20 protein-coding genes and 1 riboswitch are annotated in these 22,534 nt (G+C 49.5%); of the genes, 14 read left to right on the top strand and 6 right to left on the bottom strand.

Going from position 1 to position 22,534, the window contains the following annotated elements:
• Window positions 1-101 precede the first annotated feature (101 nt).
• Both B147_RS0102690 and dapF read left to right on the top strand, forming a co-directional pair.
• Complete coding sequence (locus B147_RS0102690; protein ID WP_020585713.1) at window positions 102-1,232, top strand: ribonuclease D; 1,131 nt, start codon at window positions 102-104, stop codon at window positions 1,230-1,232.
• 25 nt (window positions 1,233-1,257) lie between these two features.
• Window positions 1,258-2,109 carry a diaminopimelate epimerase gene (dapF, locus tag B147_RS0102685; protein ID WP_020585712.1) on the top strand — a complete coding sequence of 284 codons (852 nt, stop codon included), beginning with the start codon at window positions 1,258-1,260 and terminating at the stop codon, window positions 2,107-2,109.
• On the opposite strand, the gene B147_RS0102680 is transcribed toward dapF, so the two are convergent.
• Window positions 2,106-5,048 (bottom strand): transporter substrate-binding domain-containing diguanylate cyclase, encoded by a 2,943-nt coding sequence (locus tag B147_RS0102680; RefSeq protein ID WP_020585711.1) that lies wholly within the window; start codon window positions 5,046-5,048, stop codon window positions 2,106-2,108. The two genes, dapF and B147_RS0102680, sit on opposite strands and share 4 nt — an antisense overlap.
• A 157-nt stretch (window positions 5,049-5,205) precedes the next feature.
• Window positions 5,206-5,300, top strand: a riboswitch (TPP riboswitch).
• A gap of 92 nt (window positions 5,301-5,392) precedes the next feature.
• Between B147_RS0102680 and thiS the strand changes: the two genes are divergently transcribed.
• The 5 genes from thiS (at window position 5,393) to B147_RS0102655 (ending at window position 8,969) form a co-directional block, all read left to right on the top strand.
• A complete protein-coding gene (gene thiS, locus B147_RS0102675; protein WP_020585710.1) occupies window positions 5,393-5,590 on the top strand; it encodes a sulfur carrier protein ThiS in 198 nt (65 codons plus the stop codon).
• A gap of 2 nt (window positions 5,591-5,592) precedes the next feature.
• The gene (locus tag B147_RS0102670; protein WP_020585709.1) at window positions 5,593-6,366 is read left to right on the top strand and encodes a thiazole synthase; all 774 of its coding nucleotides are present in this window, start codon (window positions 5,593-5,595) and stop codon (window positions 6,364-6,366) included.
• 103 nt (window positions 6,367-6,469) lie between these two features.
• A complete protein-coding gene (gene thiH, locus B147_RS0102665; RefSeq protein WP_020585708.1) occupies window positions 6,470-7,579 on the top strand; it encodes a 2-iminoacetate synthase ThiH in 1,110 nt (369 codons plus the stop codon).
• Window positions 7,579-8,115 carry a sulfur carrier protein ThiS adenylyltransferase ThiF gene (thiF, locus tag B147_RS0102660; protein WP_020585707.1) on the top strand — a complete coding sequence of 179 codons (537 nt, stop codon included), beginning with the start codon at window positions 7,579-7,581 and terminating at the stop codon, window positions 8,113-8,115. The genes thiH and thiF overlap by 1 nt, the downstream gene beginning before the upstream one ends.
• Window positions 8,116-8,183: 68 nt before the next feature.
• On the top strand, window positions 8,184-8,969 hold the full coding sequence (locus B147_RS0102655) for a S1 family peptidase (protein ID WP_020585706.1): 786 nt from the start codon (window positions 8,184-8,186) through the stop codon (window positions 8,967-8,969).
• Here B147_RS0102655 and B147_RS29920 read toward each other — a convergent pair.
• Window positions 8,966-9,865, bottom strand: a complete 900-nt coding sequence (locus B147_RS29920) for a rhomboid family intramembrane serine protease (RefSeq protein WP_020585705.1) — start codon at window positions 9,863-9,865, stop codon at window positions 8,966-8,968. The two genes, B147_RS0102655 and B147_RS29920, sit on opposite strands and share 4 nt — an antisense overlap.
• Window positions 9,866-9,939: 74 nt before the next feature.
• On the opposite strand from B147_RS29920, the gene B147_RS0102645 reads away from it, so the two are divergent.
• Entirely contained in the window at window positions 9,940-10,746 is an 807-nt protein-coding gene (locus B147_RS0102645; protein WP_020585704.1) for a fumarylacetoacetate hydrolase family protein, read from the top strand.
• 95 nt (window positions 10,747-10,841) lie between these two features.
• Here B147_RS0102645 and B147_RS0102640 read toward each other — a convergent pair whose 3' ends face one another.
• Complete coding sequence (locus tag B147_RS0102640) at window positions 10,842-11,354, bottom strand: Spy/CpxP family protein refolding chaperone (RefSeq protein ID WP_020585703.1); 513 nt, start codon at window positions 11,352-11,354, stop codon at window positions 10,842-10,844.
• A 396-nt stretch (window positions 11,355-11,750) separates the two neighbouring features.
• On the opposite strand from B147_RS0102640, the gene B147_RS0102635 reads away from it, so the two are divergent.
• Both B147_RS0102635 and B147_RS0102630 read left to right on the top strand, forming a co-directional pair.
• The gene (locus B147_RS0102635) at window positions 11,751-13,544 is read left to right on the top strand and encodes a two-component system sensor histidine kinase NtrB (RefSeq protein ID WP_020585702.1); all 1,794 of its coding nucleotides are present in this window, start codon (window positions 11,751-11,753) and stop codon (window positions 13,542-13,544) included.
• Window positions 13,545-13,554: 10 nt separating this feature from the next.
• The gene (locus B147_RS0102630; RefSeq protein WP_020585701.1) at window positions 13,555-14,916 is read left to right on the top strand and encodes a sigma-54-dependent transcriptional regulator; all 1,362 of its coding nucleotides are present in this window, start codon (window positions 13,555-13,557) and stop codon (window positions 14,914-14,916) included.
• Window positions 14,917-14,922: 6 nt separating this feature from the next.
• Here B147_RS0102630 and tyrA read toward each other — a convergent pair whose 3' ends face one another.
• On the bottom strand, window positions 14,923-16,065 hold the full coding sequence (gene tyrA, locus B147_RS0102625; RefSeq protein WP_020585700.1) for a bifunctional chorismate mutase/prephenate dehydrogenase: 1,143 nt from the start codon (window positions 16,063-16,065) through the stop codon (window positions 14,923-14,925).
• 154 nt (window positions 16,066-16,219) lie between these two features.
• Here tyrA and B147_RS0102615 point away from each other — a divergent pair, with 154 nt between their 5' ends.
• Window positions 16,220-17,134: a DMT family transporter gene (locus B147_RS0102615; RefSeq protein WP_020585698.1), complete on the top strand. Its 915-nt coding sequence runs from the start codon at window positions 16,220-16,222 to the stop codon at window positions 17,132-17,134.
• A gap of 14 nt (window positions 17,135-17,148) precedes the next feature.
• Here B147_RS0102615 and B147_RS0102610 read toward each other — a convergent pair whose 3' ends face one another.
• Window positions 17,149-18,051, bottom strand: a complete 903-nt coding sequence (locus tag B147_RS0102610) for an MBL fold metallo-hydrolase (RefSeq protein ID WP_020585697.1) — start codon at window positions 18,049-18,051, stop codon at window positions 17,149-17,151.
• 2 nt (window positions 18,052-18,053) lie between these two features.
• Window positions 18,054-18,713: a nitrite/sulfite reductase domain-containing protein gene (locus B147_RS0102605; protein WP_020585696.1), complete on the bottom strand. Its 660-nt coding sequence runs from the start codon at window positions 18,711-18,713 to the stop codon at window positions 18,054-18,056.
• Between the two features lie 337 nt (window positions 18,714-19,050).
• Here B147_RS0102605 and B147_RS0102600 point away from each other — a divergent pair, with 337 nt between their 5' ends.
• From B147_RS0102600 to B147_RS0102590, 3 genes are all read left to right on the top strand, one after another.
• Window positions 19,051-19,884: a tyrosine-type recombinase/integrase gene (locus B147_RS0102600; protein ID WP_020585695.1), complete on the top strand. Its 834-nt coding sequence runs from the start codon at window positions 19,051-19,053 to the stop codon at window positions 19,882-19,884.
• On the top strand, window positions 19,881-21,119 hold the full coding sequence (locus tag B147_RS0102595; RefSeq protein WP_020585694.1) for an IS91 family transposase: 1,239 nt from the start codon (window positions 19,881-19,883) through the stop codon (window positions 21,117-21,119). The genes B147_RS0102600 and B147_RS0102595 overlap by 4 nt, the downstream gene beginning before the upstream one ends.
• Window positions 21,120-21,643: 524 nt before the next feature.
• Window positions 21,644-22,342, top strand: a complete 699-nt coding sequence (locus B147_RS0102590) for an SDR family oxidoreductase (RefSeq protein ID WP_020585693.1) — start codon at window positions 21,644-21,646, stop codon at window positions 22,340-22,342.
• The last annotated feature ends 192 nt before the right edge of the window (window positions 22,343-22,534 follow it).

Here is a 22,534-nt window from a genome sequence, read left to right as displayed (position 1 = left end):
TTTCCCAAGGCAGCGTATGATCAAGCATTGTAATTAAAAGCCGTTAAATTTAAAAAAAGAATTTTAAAAGAAGTGTTTTAAACAATCAAGGGAAAACTAAGGTGGTTTATCAGTTTGTAACAACGGACAAAGACCTGGCGCAAGTATGCCTGAAACTCGAACCCTGTGAGATCATCGGTGTGGATCTGGAAGCCGATTCCATGCATTGTTTTTCAGAAAAGATATGCCTGATCCAGATTGCGGGACTAGACCAGGCCTGGCTGGTGGATCCTTTTTTGATCAATGATTTTTCACCCTTTTCTCAACTCCTTGAAGACCCGGAGATTATCAAGGTGTTCCATGGGTCGGATTTTGATGTCAGAAGCCTGGACCGGGAGTTGTCCGTTGAAATTGAGAACCTGTTTGACACCGAGATCGCATGTCGTTTCTTAAATATCAAGGAACGGGGCCTGGGTGCATTATTGAAATCCTTTTTTGATATTGATGTGGATAAAAAATACCAGAAGGTGGACTGGTCAAAACGGCCCTTGAAAGATGAGATGATCGCCTACAGTGTGGGAGACGTGGCAACGCTTGTGGAACTGCATGATCTTTTAAAAGATCGTCTTGAAAAGATCGGACGCCTGGCCTGGGCCGAAGAGGAGTTTGATTTGCAGGCCAGGGTGAAATACGAAAGCAATCATTTAAGGCCCTTGTTCAGAAAGTTCAAAGGGGCCGGCAAACTTGATAACCGAAGCCTTGCCGTGCTGGAGCATTTGTTGGAAGTTCGGCTCTCCCAGGCAGAAAAAAAGGATCTGCCACCCTTTAAGATTATGTCCAACCAGTCCATCATGACCATGGTCCAGCGCCGGCCGGCCAGTGTTGAGGCGGTGTTGAAGCATCGGGCGCTCAGCCCTAAACAGGCAGGCATGTACGGGCAGTTGTGTGTTAAGGCAATTCAAACCGCCCTTGCCTTACCCCACCGGGAACTGCCCTCTTACCCCAAAACCCGGATGCCCAGGAAAACCTCCCAGGTCCTTGGCCGTATTGATGCATTAAAGAAAATGCGTGAAGCCGCATCCCGGACCCTGGCCATGGAGCCTGGATTTTTGATCAATAACAATATGATTTCCGCTGTGGCCATGAGCAAACCGGCATGCCTGGAAGAGCTGTCGCAGACTCCGGGCATACGGAACTGGCAGGTTGAGGCACTTGGTGAGCAGATTATGGAGACCCTGTCCCGGGTTCAGTAATTAAAAAAAAGAGAAAGGAAAAACAATGCGCATAGATTTTTGGAAAATGCACGGTATCGGCAATGATTTTATCATGCTGGATGACCGGGACAAGGCAATTGCCGACCACATTGACTATTCGGATCTGGCAGTGCAGTTGTGCCACAGGAGATTCGGCATCGGTGCAGATGGCATCATCCTGGCCCGGCATTCCGATACCCATGATATTCGATTTGTCATCATTAATTCAGACGGGTCCGAACCTGAAATGTGCGGTAACGGCATGCGCTGTTTTGCCAAATATCTGTACGAGAATAATATTCTTGTTAAAGATGAAATGAATGTGCAGACCCTGGCCGGAACCGTGGTGCCCCGGATTGAAAAAAAACAAAACGGTCAGGTGGTCTCCGTTTGCGTGGATATGGGCAAACCAAAGCTTGTTCCCGATCAGATTCCTTTTGTCCATGGCGGAGATATGGCCCTTGAAGTTCCCATTGAAACGGAGCAGGGCATAACATCCGTTTCCTGTGTCTCCATGGGGAATCCCCATGCGGTGATCTTTGTGGATGATCTGTCTTTGGTGGACATTGAAACCATTGGTCCCGTGGTGGAAACTCATCCACGTTTCCCTGAAAAAACCAATGTGGAGTTCATTGAAGTCATCTCTGACAGCCAAATAAAAATGCGGGTGTGGGAACGCGGGGCAGGGGTAACCCTTGCCTGCGGCACCGGAGCCTGTGGTGCCGTTACAGCCGCCCATTTGACGGGACGGGTAGGGCGGCAGGTGCGTGTTCATCTCGACGGTGGAGATCTGGATATTTCATGGGATGAATCCAGCGGACATATTTTTAAAACCGGGCCGGCTCAAACGGTTTTTAATGGTACTGTTGATATCTAGTGCGTTTGAACACTTAAATCCACCACCTGGTTTCGCCCGGTGCTTTTTGCCTGATAAAGGGCCTTGTCCGCCATATCCAAACACAACTGCGCAGGCGTATCTATTTGGGGCACCATTGAATAAATCCCCGCACTGATGGTGAATGTAATCTTTTTCCCGTTATATGTGACAGGGTTATCTGCCATATACCTGCGCAGCGCGTTAACATGGGTGTGAACCTTTGCGGCATCCTTGCCGGTACAGATAATGCCGAACTCCTCACCGCCAAACCGGCATACAATATCGGAGTTGCGTTGGAACCGTTTTATCAGAATCGCGCCGAACCGCTTCAGGCAGGCATCCCCGGCAGGGTGCCCATGGGTGTCGTTTACTTTTTTGAAATAATCAATATCCAGAATTATCACTGAAAAAGAGATTTCGCTACGTTTGCACAGGTTAAAGATACGGGTGAACTCCTCATCAAAGACCCGGCGGTTGAAAAGCCGGGTCAGTCCGTCTGTGCGGCTTAATTCCTCTAATGCACGATTGGCTTCGATCAGCTTCCGGTTGAGTTTGCGCACTTTGTGGGTCCAGAAAAGGGTGACAATCGTCAGGGCAATGACCACACCCAGCGCTTTCCAGAAAGGAGAGTAGTCAAATTTTTGCTCTACCTTCACACTGAGCCAGTGATCCATCACCTGTGACCTTTGTTTTTCGGACAGGGACAGGACCAGTTTTTGGAAAATATCCCCCAGCAGGGGCTCGTCACTCCTTGTGCCGATGCTCGCCTCCAGGTTATAGGGCATTTTACCGGCGATTTTTATATCCACAATCTTTTCCTGCCGCAGATGATAGCCGATATCCGTCATGGTGCCGATCATCCCGAAAAGCGTTCCCCGCTGGACTTCGTAAATACCGTCAAGTTCGCTGTCCATCTCCACAAGATTCATGGCGGGATAGGTAGACTTTAAAAGTTCCGAAATGGATGAGGCCTTGATAACCCCCATGGGGCGGTCCGTAAATTTGCGGAAATCATCAATGAACGGCGCATTCACAGAGGTGGCAATGACGTTGGGAACAGTGAAATAGGGATCGGTAAAGTCCATAAACTGTTGCTTGTCCGGTGTTTTCATGGCGTCCATGCAAAGATCGCATTGTCGTTGTTTTATCTGTTCAAGCAACTGTGCCCAGCTGCGGCTTTCCCTTACCACCACAGGTATGGGTAGCTGTTTTGTAAACAGCGCCATGAAATCCGCACTGATTCCAATGTAGCGGCCATCACTTTCCACTTTTCCAAACGGCAGGTTATCCGAGATGACACAAAGTATCAGCCTTTTTTTTTCTTTCAGGTAGGCGGCTTCTTTATCGGAAAACTGAAGGGTATAGCCGGAGGTGGCGGCGCTGCCGGCCCGGGGAGAAAGCCAGGCCGTTTCAAGCAGCTGCCAGTCGGATGCCGACAGGGAGTGGAGGGCCTTGTTGATAATACCAGCCAGGGGGGCCAGATCCGGCCGGACCCCGAATCGCAGGTCTTCGGCCTTTATCTCCCCGGTGCTGAACTCACCGGCAATAACCAGATTGACCAGCCCCAGTTTCCGGACATAATGATTCCCCGTATTCAGGGCCATCACCACCGCGTCCAGTTTGCCAAAGGAGAGGTCCCTCATTATGGCGGAATGATCGTCGTATTCCCGCAGCCCGTCTCCTGCCAGCCGGGAAATCACCTTTTTATAAAATACATCCCGGGTTATCCCCACCACCCGGCCCTTTAGGCTGCCGATCCCCTGGTAGTTTTTAAAATCGTTGCGCACAAATACCACTGTGGGAATCTGGTGATAGACATCGGTGTATTGGGTAAATTTTGTGCGGTCCTCGGCGTAGGAGATATTGGCAATAGCATCTATCTGGCCGGTTTTAAAAAGATAAAAAACATGGGACCAGTCATCCACAACATAGGAAAATTTCAGTCCGGTCCGCTTTGAAATAATCCTGAGCAAAGAGGCACTGTATCCCACCTGACGTCCCTGGCTGACAAAACTGTAGGGGGAAAAATCAGATAACATGCCCATGGAAACTGTAGGATGGCCGGCAACAAATGCCTGCTCCTCATCGGTCAGCCGCAGTGTGGAAACGCTGTTGTCCATGTTTGGCGGCCGGCTCCACTTCCGGATCAGTTTCTCTATGGTCTGGGCCGGGACGGCTTTTAAAAGCTTGGTCAGGATCGACTGAAGCAGGGGCTCTTGTTGTGAGATGCCCAGCCGGAAATCTTCTTCAGCAATCCCCCTGGCGTTGAAGAGCCCTGCTATGCGGATGCCGGAAAGGCTGTTGTCGCGAATAACAAAGTTCCCGGTCATTTCACTTGCCACCACAGCATCCACCCATCCGAAAGAGAGTGCCTTCATCAGTGAGATATAGTCATCATACTCATAAACGCTTATATGATCATCCTGCCGCAAGGCCTCTTCGTAATAGATATCCCGGATAATGCCGACCCGCTTTCCCCCAAGACTTGCAAGGCCCTTAAAAGGGTGGGGAATATCGTTGGCCCGCATGAACAGGACCAGCCCCTTCACATGATAGGCCGGGGTGAAAAGCATCCAATGGCTGCGCTCCTCAGTGAAGGATATCTGGTCGATCACATCCAGATCTCCGTTTTGAAATGAGGAGTAAACATTAAACCAGCTGCCCAGAACAAAGTTGAATTTCAGGCCCGAGGCCTGCTCTATAATATGGAGCAGATCAATGGAAAAGCCGTTGATCACGCCCCGGGAATAAAATGAATAGGGCGGCTCGTTATCCGTAATGCCGATACGGATACTTTTTTTAGATTGGATATATGTTTTTTCTTCCGGGGTCAGCAGATCGTTGTTTATTCCGGCATGGGCAAACACGGCCGCAAACATCACATAGAAAAATACCATGTGTGCAAGCAACCGTCCTAAAAAAAATTGCGCCTTCCCCATTGGTCTCACCCCATTTCCCCACCGTTTTTTTCATTTTGTATCCGAACTGAATTACCATATTTCCCATCCCTAATATAGAAAAAACCAACAATTCCATAATTCATTAACCGTAGGCTAACCTGGGGTTGACAAATCTTTTTATTCTTTATATAGCCTGATTCATCGTTTGGGGTGGCGCACAGCGTCTGAGATGATACCCATTGAACCTGATCCGGATAATACTGGCGTAGGGAAGAGCGGACAAGACAACAATAAATCGGGAAAAATCCGGATTTAGGTATTTTTTACAGCCACTTGCCCTTCCCTTGAGGGTAAGTGGCTTTTTGGTTTTTAGGGTTTTGCCTATGAATATTTTTGTCAACGGGAAACAGGAACGCATAGAGTCCTGCACTTTGGCTCAGTTGATCGCTTGGAAAAAGCTTGATGCAGGGGCGCTGGTTGTTGAACTCAACCAGCAAATCATCAAACAGGAATTTTGGCCGACGACTGAACTCCGGGAAGGAGATCGCCTGGAGATGCTCAGTTTTGTCGGAGGAGGCTGATTATGAACGACGATGTACTGTTATTAGGGGGAAAAGAATTCAGTAACCGGTTATTGACCGGTACCGGGAAATTCGGCAATCATGGACAGATCCCAAAGATGCTTGCAGCCAGTGGTTCCCAGATGATCACTGTGGCCCTGCGTCGTGTGGACATCACGGAGCAGTCTGAAAATATTCTTGAATACATCCCCAAGAACGTGACCCTGCTGCCCAATACATCCGGCGCCCGCAGCGCAGAGCAGGCCGTCCGCGTTGCCCGGATTGCCCGGGAAGCCGGTTGTGGTGATTTCATCAAAATCGAAGTCATCACCGATATGAAATACCTGATGCCGGATAACTGGGAAACCTTAAAGGCAACGGAAATTCTGGCCAAAGAAGGGTTTCAGGTTTTGCCCTATGTTCTGCCGGACCTGCCCCTGGCCAAACGTCTGGAGAACGCAGGTGCAGCAGCCGTCATGCCGTTGGGCGCACCCATCGGAACCAACCGGGGACTGGAGACCAAACCGCTGATTGCCATGTTGATTGAAAACGCCTCCGTGCCCATCGTGGTCGATGCGGGAATCGGCAAACCGTCCCAGGCTGCGGCGGCAATGGAAATGGGCGCAGACGCAGTTCTGGTGAATACCGCCATTGCCACGGCCCGTGATCCGGAAGTCATGGGGCGCGCCTTTGATCTTGCGGTTAAAGCCGGACGGGCGGCTTACCTGGCTGAGATGGCCGAGGAGTCCACGCACGCCCGGGCCTCTTCTCCGCTCACCGGATTCCTTGACGAATAGAATAATAGAACCACGGAAATCACGGAAAAACACGGGAATGAGGGTTTTGCCTTCTACCTTTCAGTGCATTCCGTGTCCTCCGTGGTTAAAAAAAGAGGATCAAATGATGTCATTCTACGAGGTAGTTGAACAATACCGTGATTTTGATGTACCCCATTTTTTTGACCAGGTAACCGATGAGCAGATCATCCTGAGTATGGCCAGGGAAAAACCCGGCCCCATGGATTTTTTGACTCTGCTGAGCCCCAGGGCTGCGGGACATCTTGAGGCCATGGCCCGCAAAGCCCACCAGTTGACCGTGCAGTATTTTGGACGTACGATTCAAATGTTCATTCCGCTGTATATCTCAAATCATTGCAACAACGGCTGCGCCTACTGTGGGTTTAATCACAAAAACCCCATCCTTCGCCGAAAGCTCAGCCTGGAGGAGATTGAGATCGAGGCCAAGGCCATTGCTGAAACCGGGATGCAGCACGTGCTTTTTCTCACCGGGGAAGCCCAGCATATGACCCCCATGTCGTACCTGGTGGATGCAGCGCGACTGCTCAAAAAGCATTTTGCGTCCGTGGCCATCGAAGTCTATCCGCTTGAGGTTGATGAATACCGCCAACTCTACGAGGCTGGTGTCGATTCCATGACCATGTTCCAGGAAACCTATGACGAAGACGTTTATAAACGGGTTCACCTGGCCGGTAAAAAGATGGATTACCACTGGCGGCTCAACGGGCCTGAACGGGCCGCTAAGGGCGGCATGCGGGTCGTTAATCTTGGGGCGCTGCTTGGTCTTTCCGAGCCGCGGCGGGAAATGTTTTTCACCGGGTTGCATGCCCGGTACCTTGAAAACAAGTATATCGATACCGAGGTTGCCATCTCCCTGCCCCGATTTAACGAGGCAGAAGGCGATTTTCAACCCGACTTCCTGGTGGATGATAAAACCTTTGTTCAGTTCATGACCGCACTGCGCATCTTTCTGCCTCGTTTGGGACTGACCGTTTCCACCCGTGAAAGCGCCACTTTTCGTGACCGTATTCTTCCCCTGGGGGTTACGCGTTACTCTGCCGGATCCAGCACCGGTGTCGGCGGATACACCGAGGTACCCGACGGACAGACGCCGCAATTCGAGATTACCGATGCCCGCACTGTGGCCCAGGTGGCTGATGCGATCCTGGCGCAGGGCTACCAGCCCATATACAAAGACTGGGACTGTATCTGATGAAAATAGGTATTGCCGGGGTCGGCGGTATCGGCTCCAACGTGGCCCTGAACCTGGTGCGAAGCGGCGTCATGCAGCTTAAACTGGTCGATTTCGACCGGGTAGAGTCCGGTAACCTCAACCGTCAGTTTTATTTTGCCGACCAGATCGGCCTGTTCAAGGTTGAGGCGCTTAAAATCAATTTGAGCCGCATTAATCCCAAGGTGGACCTTGAAGCGCAGGTCCAGTGTATTGACAGGCAAAACTGCGCCGAACTGTTCTCCGACTGCGACCTTCTTGTTGAGGGCTTTGACCGCCAAGTTGATAAGAAGATGTTCATTGAAACCTTTGCAGGCAAAAAAGCCGTGGTTTCAGCCTGCGGCATTGCCGGGTCCGATCTGGCCGGTATATGTTCACGCAGAATGGGCAACAGCTGGATTGTCGGCGATTTTACCACGGATTGTGATCAGGCCCCGCTGTTCAGCCACAAGGTGACCACCGTTGCCAATTACATGAGTGAGTTTATTCTCCGTCAACCCGGCGTGCTTCATGATTAAGGGCCTAATTACCAAACAGGCTCTAAGAAAAGATGGACAACTTGGGCGTATATCGGTAAGTACAGACCATGAGAGTCCATTTTAGCATAATCACGATTATTCTTACTTTTTTCGTTTTTCCCGCATTTGCCCAGGAAAACGCTTTGTTACAGGACCGGGATGCTTACATGGCCGGCCTGGTGTCAAAAATAAAAGCCTCCACCGTATCCGTGGGCACTTATTATTATAAGGATGTCCCCATGACCCGGTTCCGGGGTACCGGATTTGCCATCGGGGACGGCCGCAGAATCGTCACCAACCAGCATGTGGTCGATGCCATTAAAGAAAAGAAACTCATGTTCCATCTGAGGATCTTTCACAAGAATTTGCCGGGCAAGGGGGTAAAGGCGGTTCTGGTTGCCGAAGATCCCTTCCACGACCTGGCCATACTGGAGATGGCAGGCAAACTGCCCCCCCTGCCCATGGCGGCGGAAGGTACCCTCAAAGAGGGCCACCAGGTGGCGATTACCGGATATCCCATCGGCTTTGTGCTCGGCCTCAATGCCACCACCCATACAGGTATTGTTTCGGCCATTGCCCCGGTCATTCTCCCCACCCCCCACGGCAGCCTGATCAAAGGAGAGATGATCAAATACCTTGAACATCCCTGGGACATTATCCAGCTTGATGCCGTTGCCTTTCCGGGGAACAGCGGAAGCCCGGTCTATCGGATTGCCACCGGAGAAGTCGTCGGGGTGATCAATAAAGTTTTTGTCAAAGGGAAAAAAGAATACGTCCTGAAGGAGCCAACGGGAATCACCTATGCCGTTCCTGTCGGGTTTGTCCGAAAACTTAACCGGTCCATTAAAAATTAAGTAAAAAAAGTCAAAGCCCCCCGGATCAAGGCCGTGGATAAAATTGCCAGGACAATGGCGAAACTGATACGGCCCATCACCGGACCTGATAACGGCGCAGACAACGGATAATAGCACAGCCCGATGCCGGTACCGGCGAGAAAACCGAACAGATGGGCAGATACATCGGTATTTTCACCATGGCTGAACATGGCTGTTAGTGTGGCTGCTGCGACAAAGGGGGCCAGCGATTTGAGTTTTGGAAATAGTGAATGATTTGATTGTGCACCAATGGTCATGCGTCGGGCCCCCAAAAGCCCTGCGGCGGCCATAACCGCTGTGGAGGCTCCGATGGAGAGCCGTAAATCCCGGCCAAAGCTTTCAGATATCAGATTGCCGGCCGTGCCTGCCGCCAAAAGCAGCAAAAGGCCCTGGCCGTAACCGGTCACACGCAGTAACGGGCCTGCAAGTACAACAATTCCGGCCATATTACCCAGAAGGTGATCCGTGTCGCTGTGAAGAAATAAAGCTGTCACGGCCCTGAAACTTTGCCCCTGGCTTAGATAATATGAAGATGAACCAAAGTTCAGGATCGCTTGTTTGTGAAGGCCCAGGGTTGTGATGATGTAATGGATGGCTGCCAGAAAAAAGGCCAGTGCCAGGGCGGCAGGGGAGAAAAAAATTCTGGTGGGCACATGGGGGGCCGGCCTTGGAATGTCCTTGTTCTCCATTGCGTATTTCTTCAGGTGCTGTCGGGCCCTGGCAACATCGTCATCGGGGACAAGGATGTCGCACGATCCGTCCGGGCCTGTCTCAATGGCCGCCCTGACGGATTGGGAGGCCAGAACCACCAGGATAAGATCGGCCTGCTTTCTGCTGTTTTTATTGTGTATACTGCCCGTGAAAATAGATTTCATTTTTTCCTTGCCGGATGTGATTGTTTCCGGCTATGAATATAGCTCATGCGATAAAAAGAATAAAGGAGCCTTAAATGAAGATCATTCGTTTTACTACCCAGCAGGGTAAAGAAGTCATGGGGTGCGATTGGGACGGAAAGACTGCCAGCTTGGTGGAACAGTCTGAGGATTACACTTTCAGTGATACCGGTGAACGGGTGGAGGTGGTGAAAGTTCTGCCGCCGGTGGAACCGTCTGCCATTATCTGTATCGGTCTGAATTACCGGCGTCATGCCAAAGAGACCGGCCAGGAAATTCCAAAATATCCGGCGATTTTCATGAAATATCCCGGATCTCTGGCCGGGCACGGTGATGCCGTGGTGATCCCGAAATGCGCCTCAGATCCGCCAGAGGTGGATTACGAAGCCGAGCTTGGGGTGGTCATTAAAAAGGCCGCTAAAAATGTGTCCGAAGAAGAGGCCCTGGATTATGTGCTTGGTTATACCTGCACCAATGACGTTTCTGCCCGGCGGTGGCAGAAGCATGCCGGTGCGTTCCAGTGGACCCGGGGAAAAAGCTACGATACCTTTTGCCCCTGTGGACCGGTCATGACTTTGACAGACGAGATTCCGGATCCCCAGAACCTTGCCATTAAATTACGCCTGAACGGTGAAACCATGCAGGACAGCCACACCAGCGACATGGTATTCAGCATCGCCAATATGATTTCCTACCTGTCCCAGTCGTCCACTCTTTTACCCGGTACCCTGATCTTGACGGGTACGCCCGAAGGGGTGGGTTTTACCCGTAAACCCCGCCTGTATCTCAAGCCGGGAGATCGGATGGAGGTTGAAATTGAAAATATTGGTGTACTTGAAAATCTTGTGGAACAAGAGGAGTAGCAAAGGATAAACAAAGGGGTCCCCCCGGGTGGTTACCCGGGGGGACAGGAGAGAAGGGAGTTAATGAAAGGATCAGTAGTTGAGCGGTGGGTATATTAATTATTTTCTGGAGGGGCCTCTTCCTGGGGGGCGTTATAAAAATATCCGGCGCCTTTGCCGAATCCATGATAACCCTTGCCGAATCCATGATAGCCTTGGCTGCCATATCCCATTCCCATTCCCATGGGCATGTATTTTAATTCCGGAGAGATTTTTCTGGCATCCAGGGCAAACTCCAAACGTTTAACAGCCAGGTCTTTTGCCAAATCCGCTTTTTCTATGACCATGGCTTTCAGTTTTGCCGGGTTAGGATCTGATGTTTCCATATACATGCGGATCTGCTGATCTAAGGTCATCATCTCTGCACGCATTTCATAAGTGTCATCAACAAATTTTTGATGCAAATCGCGAAGTTGTTGCTGCTGTTCATCAGTCAGGTTCATACACGCCTGGGGCATGGCCTGTCTTAAGCCCTTGCCTTTGCCCTGTTTTGGGGGGGCTGCAAATGCACCGGCGGAAAAGGTGCATGTGATGATTAGGATCGTTAATACGGTTAATGTTTTTTTCATAAATGCCTCCTTTTGGAGCTTGATTTATATGCTTGATTTGGTTTTTGGTGATCTTAAATTTCGATCATCGTTGCTAAGTTATAAAGCAAATGGCGTGCCACCTGTCGTTAAATTTATTGAAATCACCTTGTGTCAACTCTTTTGCGTCCAAATGGCATATCAGGGTATTTTTTAGAAATTAGAGACGGTGTATACTTTTTACTCAGGTAAAGGTATGCAATCGGGTAAAAAGTACACTGTTTATTACCCCTTGGGTGTCTTGAAGCTAAAATCCTCATGATTTCCAAAATGTTGGGGTAAAGTTGTTTTAAGGTACAAGACACTGGTGCAAATGATTTCGACAATGGGTAATCACATTGCGGCAATGGTGGTATTTGTTTTGCAGAACAGAATACAATGAACAGATTTAAATTAAATATCACCCCGAAAATGCCGGGGTTGGTCCCGCCGCTGGTTATGGTGGGGGTCCTGGTTGTGTTGTTGCCGGTATTTATCCTGATGACCCTGGACCGGGTTAAGAAACAGGATGAGTTTATCCGGGAGCGGTTTTTAATCACCGGCACCTCCTTGATCCGTACATTTGAAGCCGGCACCCGGATTGGTATGGGCTCCATGCACTGGGGCACTGAACGGATTCAGACCATGCTGGAGGAGATCGCAGGCCAGCCCGATGTTGCCTATATCATGATCACCGATGCCATGGGAAAAATCATCGCCCATTCCGATGCCGCCATGGTGGGTAACCTTTATGACAGATGGGCAGACCTTGGCCCGTTGCCCAGGGATCCCCACCTGATCTCCAGCCGGTCCCTGAACACACCGGATGGGCCGGTTCTGGAAGTGGCCAAGCGCTTTGTTCCGTTTAATCATGGATTCAGAGGACGAAGGCGAGGCCTCGGCCATGGCCCTGATTCCGACTACGGCCCTGAAAAGTTGCCTTCCGGGCTCTTGCCGGGTCCTGAAATATCGGGCAGGCCGGCTTTAGGAGCATTTAGTCAGACCGATCATTATATTTTTGCCGGAATGTCCATGACCGGGGTGCAGGCGGCTCAAGCCCAAGGGTTTAAGAATATTGTCATTAAAGGGCTTTTGTTTTTTGTTTTTTGCTGTTCGGGTATTATTGCCCTTTTTGCCCTCCAGGCTTACAGGGCTGCCCAGTCATCCCTGGAACAGGTTATGGCGTTTTCCGACAATGTGGTTCAGAACATGCCTTCGGGTCTGATCACTTTGGATCCAAAGTTTAATGTGACGTCAGCCAACCGGGCAGCTGAAAAAATTTTGGGCGAAATTCCTGAAAAAGCGTTTCCCCAGATGGCTGCCATGGCTGCTGAGATTTCGGGATCAGGGGGCGTCGCGTCCGGGGAAGTCACCTTGAACCAAAAAGAGAAGGGCGACCTTCGGCTGGATATGACCGTTTCGGCCATCCCGTCGGATGAAGACCAGATTCAGGGATTTGTCCTTTTATTCAGGGATTTGACTCAGATTCGAGACTTGAAAAAACAGGTGGAAACCAACCGGCGTTTAGCTGCCATAGGCAAACTTGCCGCAGGCGTGGCCCATGAAATTCGAAATCCGTTGAGTTCCATCAAGGGCTTTGCAACCTATTTTTCCCGGCAATATGAAAATGAACCCGAGGATGTGGAGATTGCAAAAATCATGATCCAGGAAGTGGAACGTATGGACCGGTCCATCACCCAGTTGCTGGAATTTGCCAAGCCCATGGGCGTACAGATCAAGCAGGTCCGGATCGAACCCCTTATCCGGCACTCCCTTAAACTGGTTTCCCATGACCTTGGGAAAAAAAAGATCCGTGTTCAAACCGATATCCGTACCCGAAAAGAAACCATTCATACCGATCCGGAACGGATCTGCCAGGTGCTGCTCAATCTTTACATGAATGCGTTAAATGCCATGGACACCAATGGGATTATAGAAGTTGGGGTAACAGATGCGGACGATGGCATTGAAATCCGGGTGGCGGACAACGGCTGCGGCATCCCGGCAAAAGATCTTGAAAAAATATTTGACCCTTATTTTACCACCCGGCCCAAAGGAACGGGTCTCGGATTGTCCATTGTTCACAGGATTGTTGAAAATCTCAAAGGTGAAATCCGGGTGGAAAGCAGCCCCACAAAAGGCACTGTGTTTTATATCACCCTGCCTGATGATGAAACAATAGAGAAGAAGTAAGGATTGTTTTATGAGCGATAAGACAGTACTGGTGGTGGATGATGACACCGCCCATGCCACCATGCTTAAAACCCTGATGAAAGGGTGGGGATATACCGTGCAGGTTGCCCCGGACGGAGATGAAGGTGTGGCGGCGGTGATGAACAGCCCTTTTGGGCTGGTGCTCATGGATATGAAAATGGTGAAAATGTCCGGGATGGAAGCCCTGGCCGAAATTCATGCCTTTAATCCGGCCCTTCCCGTGATCATCATGACCGCTTATTCTTCTGTGGACACGGCGGTCCAGGCCTTGAAAATCGGGGCCTATGATTACCTGACCAAACCCCTGGACTTTGACAAGCTCAAACTCACCGTGGACCGGGTGTTTGAACGTCTTCACCTGAAAAACGAAAATCAGGACTTGAAAAAACAACTGGAAACCAGCGCCTTCCACCACGATATCCTGGGTAAAAGCCATGCCATGAAGGCGCTGCTGGATACCATACACATGGTGGCCCCCACCGATGCCAATGTGCTTGTCACAGGGGAATCGGGGACGGGAAAGGAACTTGTGGCTGCCGCCCTGCACAACAACAGCATGAGAAAACAGCATCCCTATATCCGGATCAATTGTGCCGCCATCACCGAAACCCTTCTGGAATCTGAACTGTTCGGCCATGAGCGGGGCGCATTCACCGGGGCGGATAAAAAACGCAAGGGCAAATTCCTTTTGGCGGACAAGGGCAGCATCCTGCTGGATGAAATCGGCGAGATGAGCCTTGCCATGCAGGCAAAGCTGCTGCGGGTCATCCAGGAAAAGGAGATTGCACCCGTGGGCTCGGAAAAGACCCTTGCCGTGGATGTCAGGGTGATTGCGGCCACAAACAGGGATTTAAAAGCCATGTCCGCTGAAAAAGAGTTCAGGGAAGACCTTTACTACCGGCTCAATGTGGTACACATTGGTATTCCGCCGTTGCGCAAGCGGATCGAGGATATTCCGGAACTTGCCATGCACTTCCTGGATGAGTTTGCCCGGAAAAACCGCAGAGATATCAAGGGATTTTCACCCAATGCCATGGATACCCTGATCCGGTATGAGTGGCCGGGCAATGTCCGTGAACTGATGAACGCCGTGGAGCGCGGCGTGGTCATGGCCAGGACCGATTACCTTCGCCGGTCTGATCTCTCCTTTATCCTGGATGATGAGCCTGAACAGATCCGGGATGCTGATTTGAACCTTGAAAATATGGCCCTGGCCAAGGTGGAGCAGCGGGCCATCTTGTCCACCCTGTCAGCTGCCGGAGGAAATAAGAGTGAAGCGGCCCGAAGGCTTGGCATTACCCGGAAAACCTTGCTTAAAAAATTAAAGCGGTATGGGAATGAGGCTGATTGAACGGTTTTAGAACCGTTCAATCAGTTTGTTGATAAAATAGGTACTTTCACGCAGGGCCTGGTGGCCAAAGGGGCCGAACCATTCGGCAATCTGGTTAAATTCTTTAATAAACGCGTCCTTGTCCCCGGATTCAAGCATATCCAGGAACTGGGTCAAGGATTCAACAAATGTTTTTAATAGCTGGCGCCGTTCCGGTGTGGCAAAGATGATTTCAGCATACAGATCCGGGTCCTGGGCAAAAAGCCGGCCCACCATACCCAGCTCCAGGCGGTAGATCGGGCTTGAGAATTCAAGGGTACGTTTAATGGGGATGCCTTGGCGGTAAAGAAAGCTGCCGAAACTGAAGGTGGCAAAATGCCGAAGGGCCTGGACAATCTCCATGACCTGGTCATGTTCCCGGGCACTTGCTTCAACAACTACTGCGCCCCAGGCCACCAACTGGTCAATGACCCACTGGCAGGCATCCTCGTTTTGTCCGGCACACGCCGCAATAATCTGTTTGTCCAAGTTGTCCGTGGTGGGGCCGAAAAGGGGGTGCAGGCCCAGTACAGGACCCTTGTGTGCCCGGCACATGGCTTCAAGGGGAATCTTCTTGACCGACGTCAGATCCGTGAGCACCGCATCCGGCCGCATCAGGGGGGCTAATTGTTCAATGACCTTGACGGTGACATTAATGGGAACACAGACAACGACAAGGTCCGCGTTCCCACACAAGCCTTGTGCCCTGTCCCAGTCGTTTTTGTCCAGAATATCCACCTGGTACCCGGTTTCGGTAAAAAAACGGACAAATAAGCGACCCATCTCTCCGGCACCGCCCACAATAAGGATCTTTGCCTGGGGCCGAACCAACGTGGTTTTGGACACACGGGTCTGACTTTTCCTGGATTGGTGCATGATTGTTCGATAAAGATTTTCCACCAAATCGGGGTCTACATCCGTCTCCTTGGCTTTTCCCCGCAGGCGGGATATCACGTCTTCCTCCCGGGCCGGATGATAAATGGGGACCTTGTGCTTCTTCTTCACGTCCACGATTTTTTCCACCTGCTCCCGGCGTTGGCTCAATAAGGAGATAATCCGGGCATCAATGGTATCGATTTCATCCCGAAGGGGTTTGATCTGCTGTTCAAAAGAGGAGTTGTCTTTGGTCATAATTTATGGTCTTATGGCAATTTGTGTTTATGAAAATGGGTTAACACAACCCACAATATCATCAGTCAGTCAGTTCTGGCAATACAAACCCCTGCCGGGTGAAAAATACCCGGGCCGGGCATAGGGATAAGGGTATCAAAAGAAGGGACCGGACATGTTTAACGGTATGCTGCCCAGGATGGATAGAAAGTCAGTTTTAGGATACCTGGCTGTGTTTGCATCAGCCTTTTGTTTTTATATGTCCACCGTGGTGATCAAGTGGTCGGCCATGGCCGGGCTTCATATCCGTACATCCATGTTTACCCTGGCCCGGTTCAGCTTGGGATTTATCGTTGTCTGCGTTATCATTTCTCTGGTCCGTCACAAAATCCGGGTGGTGAAAAAAAGATTTCTGGTGGGCAGGGCGCTGCTCAATACTCTGGCCGTTTTCTGTTTTTTCAAGGGCGTGGCCCAGTCCAGCGTAGCCCAGGCCAATATTTTAAACATGACCTTTCCTTTGTTTATCGCCCTGTTTTCATGGTTTTTGTTTAAGTCCCAAAGGGATGTGGGGACTGTTGTGATTGTCCTGGTGGCCTTTGCCGGGGTTTTTATGATTTTAATGCCGGCGGATACACATTTTTCCCTGGGGGCTTTGTGGGGGCTGGCTTCGGGGATTATCGCGGCCTTTGCCATCATTATTCTGAATATGGCCCGGCAGGACCACGACACCCTGACTATTCTGTTTTTTATGTTCGGCCTTGGGGGCATTGTTGTGTTCTGTCTTTTTTTCTATGAAATGCAACTGCCCAATAGCCGTGAACTGGTCTATCTTTTCTGGTGTTCGGCCATCGCCATCGCCGGCCAGTTTCTGTTGACCCAAGGGTTCAAATACGTTTCCGCCATTGAAGGGGGCATCATCGCCTCAACCCGGATTTTTCTGGCGGCAATCCTGGGACCATTCCTTGTCATGGATCCCGCGCTTTCCTTGGCCGGATCGGTGGGGGCGTTTCTGATTTTTGCCGGAAATGTGCTTTTAACCATAAAAAAAGTACGCAAATTTTCCGGCCGCCCTTCTTCTAACCAGCCTTGACGTTGCTGCAACGGTTAATGATATTCCCTGGCCCGTTTAACCAGCAGTTCGGCACAATTGGTTATATTTTCTTTGGTGTACAGGCAAAATTCGTCTTTATAGGACATGTTGAATAGTTTCTTGACCAGATCAGCGTCATCAAGGGGGGTGTCTTTTATCATTTTTATGATTTCAAGAGCCCTGGATTCCGCTGTTTTTAAGGCTGGAGCGACGTTGCCGGCCATGATGGGACCCTGGTGGGCCGGACAGATGATTGCAGGGGATAGCGCCTTGATCTGCTTAATGGTGTCAAGGTAGTCTGCCGCACTTGTGAAAAACAAAGGCCAGAAATCCCGGCCGGGATAATGGAACCCCAGGGCATCGGAGCCGCACAACACCCGGTCCGGTACGGCAAATCCCATAAGTGCCCCCGGGGAATGGCCTTTTGACGGTAACAGGTCAAAAAAGATTCCGCCACCCAGATCCAGGCGGGCAGGGCAGTCAACCTCTTCAATACGGCTGACATCCGGCGGGGCATCAAGGCTGGGACGCCCGGGCGTTAATCCTTCTTCGCCAAGGCGCCTGGATATGAACCGGTCTTCGGCGATCAGTGCCGCAGCCGCCTTGGGATGGGCCATAAATTTTTTGGCCCCGGTGCCCGAAATGATCCGGGCATGTTTAAATCGGTCAGCCAATCCGGGAAGCCCTGTTACATGATCGGCGTGGGGATGGCTGACCACTATAATATCCGGGGAAACTTCAAGCATATCCAGCTGCCGGATAACTTGATCCACCATACCTGAAACACCGGCTTCAAACAGCAGGCTCTTTTCTGTCCCTGTGACCAGCATAAGGTTAAAATAGTAGTTGCCGATCACCTGGACTGTCGGACTTATCTGCATGGGAAACCGGTTTTCAGGTATGTATGGAGTTTGCATGATTAGCCTTGAATGGCCTGTTCAAAGGGTTCAAGGCCAATACGTTCGATCATCTTTCCAAGGCGCTCCCCTTTTTTGGCATTTTCTTTGTAATACTCGACAATGCGTTTACAGGCGTCCATGGCCTGTTCAGTGCTCAGTCCTTCAGCCACTTTCTGGGCAATTCTGGGGCTCATGCCCACGTTGCCGCCAATGACAATTTTCCAACCGTCCGCCTCTCCGATGAGTCCGAGGTCCCTGACCCAGGATTCTGAGCAGGTCAGTTTGCAGCCTGATACCGCTATCTTAAATTTACCGGGCAGTTCCATGGCATGGTATTGTTTGTCCAATTCCATGCCCACGCCCAAGGCATCCTGTTTGCCGAGTTTGCAGAAGGTGGTCCCTGGACAGGCGCGTACCGAGCGGATACACATGCCCACGGCGGCACCCTTGTCAAGTTCCAGGTCCTGCCAGGCCGAATCAATATCCTCTTCTTTGAGTCCTACAATGGTAATACGGGTGGCCCCGGTCAGCTTGAGTGCTTTGGCCTCATATTTTTCCGCCACATCAGCAATTTTTCTGAGCATGTCCGGTGTAACAACCCCGCATGGAATATGAGGGGCAATGGCATAGGTTTCGTTGTCATTTTGGAGAATGGCTCCCTTTTCACCAAGTTTGAGCATTTAGTTCATCCTTAAATTAAAATTATAAGTGCTGCGGTAACAAAAACAATACGTCAACATAAAACTGTCTTGGGTGTTGTCAAGGCAGGGGATTTTAACCTGGTTTAAGCGGGTCCGGTCATTGTTTTTTTAGCTTATAATCCGTCCAGAGGGCTTTGTACGCCCTTGCCTCCGCGATTGAGGACATGGGTGTAAATCATGGTTGAACAAAACCGCTACGCGGAAAAAAGCAACCTCACAGTAAGCAGGCAGTATTTCACAATCCGTTCCTTTCAAAATTCATTGTAATATTTCATCATCCTCCTGAACATTAACCTTTAATTTTCAGGAGGAAATTATGACAGAACTTAGACATGCATTTGAACGGCACCTTATTTTAAAGCGGTATTCTCCCAAAACCAACGCCGCTTATATGAATGCGGTGGAATCGCTTGCAAAACACTACTGGCTGCCGCCGGACCGGTTAACCGACAGCCAAATCCAGGATTATCTTTATTACCTGCTCAAAAAACGGGGTCTGGCCTGGAGCACCTGCAACGTTCATTTTTCTGCAATAAAATGTTTTTACGATGATTTTTTAAGAAAACCCACAACGGTGTCCATACCTCCGCGTCCCAGACAAAAACAGATCAGTATTGCGCTAAGCGAAGAGGAGGTGAAAAAAATCATTTTTTCCTGCACCAATCTCAAACACCGGGCCCTTTTGTTGACGGTTTACAGCGCAGGTCTCAGAGTCAGCGAGGTCGTCAACCTTGAGCCGGTTCATATCGAAAGATCCCGTAAAATGATCCGGATCGAACAAGGCAAAGGCAGGAAGGATAGATATACGCTTCTTTCGGATCAACTATTGGGGACATTGGAAGAGTATTGGCGGACATACCAACCGGACAAATGGATTTTTTTTGGTAGAACCAAGTCAAAACCCATGCCGATAGAGACCGCACAGCAGATTTATTACAACGCAAAGAAAAAAGCCGGCGTGACAAGGGGCAGAGGGATTCACACATTGAGGCATTGTTTTGCCACGCATCTTCTGGAACATGGTACCAGCTGTCATATCATCAAGCGTTTGATGGGGCATCAGTCCATCCGGACAACGGCCAGATATCTTCATATCAGCAATGAAACCATATCCAAGGTAGTCAGTCCTTTGGATATGCTCTCCCAATGAAATCCGAAGGCTGCGATAAGCGCAGCAGGCCCAAATATGACATCGCAGATATATTTCGACAACACGGGAAACAATTTTTAAGAACCCATGGCGCATCCTATGAACAAGTAAAGGTCTTAAATCATATCGTTGCCTGCCGCACTGCCGCATTAGGCGGGCATATGGACTTTTGCACAAATTGTGATTATCAACGCAATGCCTATAACTCATGCCGGGACAGGCACTGCCCCAAATGCCAGACCATGACTAAAGAAAAATGGCTGATCAATCAACAAAACAACCTGTTGCCGGCCACTTACTACCATGTCGTGTTCACACTACCCCACGATCTTAATCCGGTCATTTTGTGCAACATGAAAGCATTGCTTGATTTGCTGTTTTCTTCTGTCAACCAGGTGATTCAAACCTTTGCTGCAGATCCTCAATGGCGGTTGCAGGGTCAGCCCGGATTCATCGGTGTGCTTCACACATGGAGCCAGACCATCCTGGATCATTTTCATTTACATTGCCTTGTTCCAGGCGGGGCACTGTCAAAAGATCGAACCCGATGGACCCCTTCCCGGGCAAACTACCTGTTCAGGACAAAATCAATGGTTAAAGCCTTCAAAGGAATTTATATCAAGGGCCTTAAACAGCTGTATGCCCAGAGAGATCTCAAGTTCCCCGGAGACACAGGCAAATTTCAAACACCGGACGGGTTTGACCGCCTGATTAAAACCATTCAAAAGAAAAAATGGTCGGGTTATGCCAAGTCACCCAGTTCAGGACCGGAAAAGGTACTCGAATATCTGGGAAGGTACACCCACCGAGTAGCCATTTCAAATTACAGGATCAAATCCTTTAAAAACGGAGAGGTAATATTCACCTGGAAAGACCGGGCACAAAACAATGCTGTTAAAGAAATGCGTCTTGATGCGGTAGAATTCATCCGCAGATTCCTGCTTCATGTTTTGCCCAAAGGGTTTAAAAAAATCCGGCATTTTGGCTTTTTATCCCCCCGGTATAAGACAAAAAACATTGCCCTGATCCGACAATTGTGCAGTATCGAAAGCCCAATTCACCCCCTCCCTGTTGACGAATCAGTTGAAGACATGATGCTGCGATTAACCGGGATAGATATAAAAGTCTGTCCTAAGTGCGGCAAAGGGCGTTTGGTAAGGCTTTACGAACTGATGCCAGAATATATTGACTATATTTTGCCGCAACGAAAAAAAACGGCATGGGACACCTCGTAAAATAATAAATTTCGAAAACAGCTCAAGGGGGAAAATAATGACATAAAGTCATACAGGATAAGTGCGCCTAAAAATAGCTTTACCAGGCCCAGTTTTTAAAAAAAATCAAGAACTATGAAAAGATGCAGCGGATAAAATCGACTTTATTTAAAAAGCTTTTTAAGTTTTACGGCGAATTGCCCTTGCATGATCAAATTGCCCAAGATATAAATTCCATAGCAAAAATTTGCGTGCCGGTAACTGATCCGCGGCATTGTTCAACAACGTTTTATCAATAATCCCGCTCGCAGGATCGAACCGCCTATAATTAAAAAAACAATAAACTATAATCCAACGGCTGTGGCGTTTTTACAGCGGGACTATCGATAAAACGCTTCTGGTTGAACCGCCTATAATTAAAAAAACAATAAACTATAATCCAACGGCTGTGGCGTTTTTACAGCGGGACTATCGATAAAACGCTTCTGGTTTTTTGGACTATCGATAAAACGCTTCTGGTTGTTTTTAGGGGCCAAAAGAGAACAATGAGTAATTCGTTACAAGAAAAAAGAATACTTATAGTCGGTGGCAGTTCTGGCATTGGCCTCGCTGTTGCAAAACAGGCGTGCAAAGCGGGCGGCAAAGTTATTATAGCTTCCAGAAACGCCGTAAAAAAGCATAATAATTTAGCTGCTATTGTTGGTTGTGAGATCGAGACATATTCTTTTGATGTGACATCTGAAATCGAAACAGAAACTGAATTAAGAAAAATTGGGGCTATCGATCATCTTGTCATTACCACAAGGCCAGAGATAACCCCGGCACCCTTTGTCAAAACCAGTCTCGAACAGGCGAAAATGGCATTTGAATTAAAATTTTGGGGTCAATACCAACTTATCCAGAAGGCACAAGGTCACATTAGCCAAGATGGTAGCATTGCTATGACCACCGGCATCGCTGGTGAAAAGATTTTCAAGAACTTTTCAACTATGACCATTATCAACAGTTCCACCGAAGCATTTTGTCGGTCGTTGGCAGTAGAATTGGCACCAATAAGAGTTAATGTTGTGAGTCCGGGTTTTGTTGCACCTAAATCGCCAGAAATTGAGAAATACTCTCAACAGTTTCCAGCCGGAAAAATTGCTTCGCCCAAAGAAGTAGCTGAAGCATATATTTATCTGATGGGAAGCCCTTATACAACAGGAATATCCGTAGTGATTGATGGCGGGGCTAGGTTGATATAACTCCCCTAATCGGGATAGGACTCCCCATCACTGAGGAGCCCTCCCACACCACCCGGCATACGGATCTCGTACCAGGGCGGTTCGGCTGATTTTATGAATCAGTTCCCAGGCAGATATAATCCTTGATCAATAAAATATCGTTCAGGCATGGCAATGGCCACCCATTTGATTTTACTCATGTGCCAATACTTT

Source organism: Desulfobacter curvatus DSM 3379 (assembly GCF_000373985.1).
Taxonomy (GTDB): domain Bacteria; phylum Desulfobacterota; class Desulfobacteria; order Desulfobacterales; family Desulfobacteraceae; genus Desulfobacter; species Desulfobacter curvatus.
Note: the sequence above shows the minus strand (reverse complement) of the source record. Positions and strands in the feature narration are given on the sequence as shown.